Origin of the sequence: Immundisolibacter sp., from assembly GCF_041625615.1 — a bacterium.
Classification (GTDB): Bacteria; Pseudomonadota; Gammaproteobacteria; order Immundisolibacterales; family Immundisolibacteraceae; genus Immundisolibacter.
Map to the genome: position 1 here is coordinate 1 of NZ_JBFJTF010000162.1, position 4,627 is coordinate 4,627.

Here is a 4,627-nt window from a genome sequence, read left to right on the forward strand (position 1 = left end):
ATTCGTGCTTGCCGTAGACCTGGTCGACAAAGAAGTGGCCGAGCACCGTGTCGCCCTGCATTGCCTGCCAGACCCTCGGGCGGGAGTTGTAGACGCGGGTGTCCGACGCCTGCTCGATGGCCTTGCGCTGGGCGGCGGTGAGCGTCACCGAGTGCGGCTCGTAGCGGTCGGCGGCCGGAAACAGCACGCGCTGTGCCTGCTCGACGGACAGGTATTGCGCGGCATGGACCACGATCGGGGCCAGCAGCGCCGGCGCAACCAGCCATGGAGAGGACGGGGATGCCATGCGGGGCTCCGGGGTCAGACGTTGTAGCGCAGGCGCAACCGGGCGTCCTGCTGGGTGTTCTCGATCGGGCGCAAGCCGGTGTCGTCCTGTCCCGAAACGGTCTCGCCGCCACCGGTCAGGTATGACCGTCCGGGCAGCGCGGATGGACGGGGGGCGGCCGCCGCGGTACAGGGGGAGGCCGGCGTGCCGTGCCCGAAGCCGAAGGCGGTGGTCAGGCCGAGCGGGGCCAGCGCCGGTCTCAGAAAATTGTATTGCAACCGTGTCTCCACGCCCGGCACGCGCGGTTTGTGGCGGTCGATCGGCGGGCAGGCGGTGTGCGCCTGCGGCGGCAGCGTACCGGTCAGGCGATCGGTGGGGGGCGCAGGATGGGCGAGCGGCATGCTTGATGACCGGTACAAATAATAATAATTCGCATTAGCCAGTCTGAGTATGGTCAAGGCCGCCGGGCCTGGCAAGGGGCGGGACCCCGGCCCGGCCCGCGTGGGCAGGCCACACTCGCCAGCGCCGGGCAGGCACCCGATAATTGACGCCAGACCGTCACACGCCGAGCGCCGTCGCAATCCGCTGCGGCGCCCGCATCAGGGGACACATGAAACTCTGGCGATTGCTTCTGATACCTGCGCTGGTGCTGCTGCTGGGCGCGTTGGCGCTCGGCCTGCTGCACGATCCCAAGCGCATACCGTCACCGCTGATCGGCAAGCCGTTGCCGACCATGACGGGCGAGACCCTGGACGGACGCCCGGTGGATCTGGCCACGGCCGGGCAGGGCGGACCGATGCTGATCAACGTCTGGGCTTCGTGGTGCGAGTCGTGCGCGGTGGAGCATCCGGTGGTGGTGGAGGCGTCGCGCCGGTTCGGGGACCGGGTCGCCTTCATCGGCCTCAACTACCGCGACGAGCGCGCGCCTGGCCAGGCCTGGCTCGACCAGCGCGGCAATGCCTATCGCTGGTCGTTCTACGACCCGGAAGGCCGTGCCGGCCTCGAGCTGGGCATCTACGGCGTGCCGGAGACCTTTTTCGTGGCGCCGGACGGCACGCTGCTGGCCAAGCACGTGGGTCCGCTCGACGCTGCCACGCTGCGCGACTACCTGTCGCGCCTGTTCGGGGTCAGCTGATGCGCGGCCTGTGGTGGGTGCTGGTGGTTTTGTGGTTGCCATGCGCGTGGGCCGAAACGGTCAGCGAGGATCCACGCCAGCGGCAGGTGCTGGAGATCGCCGAGCAGTTGCGTTGCGCGGTGTGCCAGAACCAGTCGGTGGCGGAATCGCAGGCCGAGCTGGCGCTGGACATGCGCCGTACCATCGCCGAGCAACTGGCGGCCGGACGCAGCGAGGCCGAAATCATTGCTTACTTCCGCGACCGCTACGGTGACTTCGTGCTGATGCGCCCACCGGCGCACGGCTCGGGCGCGCCGCTGTGGTGGGCGCCGCTGGGCCTGCTGGCGCTGGCCGGCGCGGGCGCGTTTTTTTATCTGCGCCGGCGCATCGGCAGGGAGGGCGACGCATGAGTGCGATCATTCTGGTGGGGCTGCTGTCGCTGGTGGCGGTCGCCTGCCTGGTGCTGCGCCTGCCGGCGCCGGCGGCTGCGGCGGGCACGGCCGGCGGGCGTCGCGCGCAGATCGAGGACAGTCTTGCCGAACTGGCGCGTGCCCGGGCGGAAGGCGTGATCGACGCCGCCAGCTTCGACGACGAGCGCCAGCGCCTGCAGGCCGAGCTGAGCCAGCTGCCGGCGGACGATGACGCCGTCCCGGCGCGTCCGGCGCGCACCTGGTGGCCGTTTGCACTGGCGGTGCTGGTCCTGCTGCCGCTGGCCAGCGGCAGTCTGTACCTGTTTCTGCAGGGACCCTTCTGGCAGGCGCTGGACGCCTCCCGCGCCGGTCCGGCCGCAACGTCGCCGGTAGACCCGGCCGCCATGGTCGCCAGTCTGGAAGCGCGTCTGGCAGCCAACGGTGACGACGTGGAGGGCTGGAAACGCCTCGGGCGGTCCTATGTGGTGCTGGGCCGCCCGGACGATGCCCGGCGCGCCTATGACCGGGCCGCGGCGCTGGCGCCGGATGACATGGCTATCCTGGAGGGCTATGCGGCGGTGGCGGAAGACGCGCCACCGCCGGCGATTGCCGCCATGATCGAGCGCCTGGAACAGGCGGCGCTGGCGGCGCCGCAGGATCCGGCTGCCTGGGTGCGGGCCGGCTTTGCCCGCGCGGCGCGTGGCGACCGGGCCGGCGCCCGCGATGCCTATGCCCGGGCGCACGAACTCGACCCGCAGCGCCCGGAGGTGCTGGCCGCCTACGCCGCCAGCGCCTATGCGTTGAACCCGCGCGCGCCCAGCGACGAGGCGGTGGCGGCGTACCGCAAGCTGATTGCGCTGCAGCCGGACAATGCCTCGGCGCTGTGGGTGCTGGGGCAGGCGGCGCAGCTGGCCGGCCGCCCGGACGAGGCCCGGGATTACTGGCAGCGCCTGCTCGAGCGCCTGCCGGAAGGCGAGCCGCTGCGGGCCCAGGTGCAGCGCGTGCTGGAAGGAACGGCGCCGCCCGGCGGCCCGTGACGCCGGAACCGCCGCTCCGCACGCGGCGCGCGCAGCGTTGGGTTCAGTCGCGTGGCGCCAGGCGCAGCACGCGATTGGCGCGCGATTCGGCCAGGTAGAGGCTGCCGTCCGGCAGCAGCACGATGCCCTGTGGCTGGCGCAGGTGGCGCGCGATGGTGCGGTGGCGACCGTCCACGATATGCACCAGGCGGCCACTGCGCACCCGGCTGATGACCGCCCACAGGCTGCCGTCGGCCGGGCAGGCGAGGCGGTCGATGTTGTCCAGGTCGTCGGCCAGCACCTCGAGCCCCTGCGGGCCATAGGCGACGATACGGCCGCGGCCGCTTTCGGCGATGCCGATACGGCCGTCCGGCAGGTTGCACAGGCTCTCGGGCTTGTTCAGGCCTTCCACCAGAACCGCCGGTTCGGCGTCGTCGCGCAAGACCCACAATCGCCCCTCCGGCACGTTCTGCGCGACGACCAGGCTGCCGTCGGGGCGCCGTAGCAATCCCTCCGGGCGCTGCATGCGTGCCAGCACCCGCAGACGGGCCGTGTCGCGGTTGTAGGCCATCACGCGGCCGTCGTCCTCGGCCTCGCTGACGGTCAGGATGCGGTCCTCCACGAGCAGCCCGTCCGGTTCGCCGAAGTCGCCGAACACCAGCTTCGGACGCGTGTCCGTCAAGCGCACCAGCGCGCCCGGGATGGTTGCCTGCGTGACGTAGCGCAATGCGCCGTCGTCATCCAGCGCCAGGCTGTTGGGCCGTGACAGAGGAATGGTCTCGGTGATATGCCAGTGGCGATGCAGGTGCATCGGCCAGCGGATGCCGTAAACCAGTCCGGCGAACAGCCCAAGGGCGATCCCCAGGCCGATCAGGCGCAAGCGGCGGGCACGTTTGGCGGAGCGACGGCGGTCATGGCGCGAGCGTCGCTCGCGGGTGCGGGTGGTCATGGCAAGGTCGGTTGGCCGTAGGTCGGCCGGCAACGATACCCGCTATTGCGTGGCACGGCCTACCGGCGCTCCGTCTGTAACGGCCTGCCGGTGATCGTACGGCGTGCGCCAGCGTCTGGCGCACAGGGCGCCCCGTCCGTGTGGGAATGAAGGCCTGTCTTTGAAGCGGCCGCTTGCGCACGAGGTTGGCGCGTGGCCGAAGGACGCCGGCGGCGGGACGTTGCGTCCCGCCGCCGGTAAGCACGCTACCGGTCAGTTCTGGACGGACGCGCCCGCCGAGCCGCCGGCGCCGGCTTCAGCGCCGCCCGTGCCGGCGGCAGCGCCCCCCGACATCGACCCACCGGCACCGGCTTCGACGCCTCCAGCACTGGCTCCCGCACCGCCGGACACCGAGCCGCCGGCCTGGCCGGAGCCACCGGTGCTGGCACCAGCCGAGGCGCCACCGGTGGCCGAGCCTTGAGCGCTGCCGGCAGCGCCCGCTGCCGTGTTGGCCGCACCGCTCGCCGTGCCACGGGCCTGACCCGCTGCCGAACGGGCTGTTCCGGCGGCCTCGCGGGTGGTCTGGGTGGCGGCATCGCGGGTCGCATTCACCGCTCCCGTCGGTATGCCGGCACCGACGCTTCCGCTGGCACCGGCGTCTGCACCGGCACCGACCTGTGGTGTGGCGCCGACACCCACGCCACCGCTCGCACCGGCACCGACCTGTGGTGTGGCGCCGACACCCACGCCACCGCTGGCACCGGCACCTGCACCGGCGCCGACCTGTGGTGTGGCGCCGACACCCACGCCACCGCTGGCACCGGCACCTGCACCGACCTGTGGCATGGCGCCGACACCGACACCACCGCTGGCACCGACGCCTGCGCCGGCACC

Annotated in this window: 5 protein-coding genes and 2 pseudogenes; 4 read left to right on the plus strand and 3 right to left on the minus strand. The window is 71.9% G+C overall.

Annotation, left to right across the window (positions count from 1 at the left end; all coding sequences use genetic code 11):
- A pseudogene (locus ABYX71_RS10595) lies at window positions 1-286 on the minus strand (FMN-binding protein); the annotation flags it as partial.
- Window positions 287-300: 14 nt separating this feature from the next.
- Entirely contained in the window at window positions 301-666 is a 366-nt protein-coding gene (locus ABYX71_RS10600) for a hypothetical protein (protein ID WP_372696467.1), read from the minus strand.
- Window positions 667-875: 209 nt separating this feature from the next.
- Between ABYX71_RS10600 and ABYX71_RS10605 the strand changes: the two genes are divergently transcribed.
- Genes ABYX71_RS10605 through ccmI form a run of 3 tightly spaced genes read left to right on the plus strand, consistent with a single transcriptional unit; the run spans window position 876 to window position 2,826 of the window.
- Complete coding sequence (locus ABYX71_RS10605; protein WP_372696468.1) at window positions 876-1,400, plus strand: DsbE family thiol:disulfide interchange protein; 525 nt, start codon at window positions 876-878, stop codon at window positions 1,398-1,400.
- Window positions 1,400-1,789 carry a cytochrome c-type biogenesis protein CcmH gene (locus ABYX71_RS10610; RefSeq protein ID WP_372696469.1) on the plus strand — a complete coding sequence of 130 codons (390 nt, stop codon included), beginning with the start codon at window positions 1,400-1,402 and terminating at the stop codon, window positions 1,787-1,789. Before ABYX71_RS10605 ends, ABYX71_RS10610 begins: the two co-directional genes overlap by 1 nt.
- A complete protein-coding gene (gene ccmI / locus ABYX71_RS10615) occupies window positions 1,786-2,826 on the plus strand; it encodes a c-type cytochrome biogenesis protein CcmI (protein WP_372696470.1) in 1,041 nt (346 codons plus the stop codon). Before ABYX71_RS10610 ends, ccmI begins: the two co-directional genes overlap by 4 nt.
- 43 nt (window positions 2,827-2,869) lie before the next feature.
- Here ccmI and ABYX71_RS10620 read toward each other — a convergent pair whose 3' ends face one another.
- Window positions 2,870-3,754 carry a hypothetical protein gene (locus ABYX71_RS10620; RefSeq protein WP_372696471.1) on the minus strand — a complete coding sequence of 295 codons (885 nt, stop codon included), beginning with the start codon at window positions 3,752-3,754 and terminating at the stop codon, window positions 2,870-2,872.
- A 456-nt stretch (window positions 3,755-4,210) separates the two neighbouring features.
- Here ABYX71_RS10620 and ABYX71_RS10625 point away from each other — a divergent pair.
- Window positions 4,211-4,627 (plus strand): annotated as a pseudogene (locus ABYX71_RS10625) (hypothetical protein); the annotation flags it as partial.

Coding starts and splice junctions, on each gene's coding strand:
- ABYX71_RS10605 (WP_372696468.1), top strand. CDS start 876: ATGAAACTCTGGCGATTGCTTCTGATACCTGCGCTGGTGCTGCTGCTG.
- ABYX71_RS10620 (WP_372696471.1), bottom strand. CDS start 3,754: ATGACCACCCGCACCCGCGAGCGACGCTCGCGCCATGACCGCCGTCGC.
- ccmI (WP_372696470.1), top strand. CDS start 1,786: ATGAGTGCGATCATTCTGGTGGGGCTGCTGTCGCTGGTGGCGGTCGCC.
- ABYX71_RS10600 (WP_372696467.1), bottom strand. CDS start 666: ATGCCGCTCGCCCATCCTGCGCCCCCCACCGATCGCCTGACCGGTACG.
- ABYX71_RS10610 (WP_372696469.1), top strand. CDS start 1,400: ATGCGCGGCCTGTGGTGGGTGCTGGTGGTTTTGTGGTTGCCATGCGCG.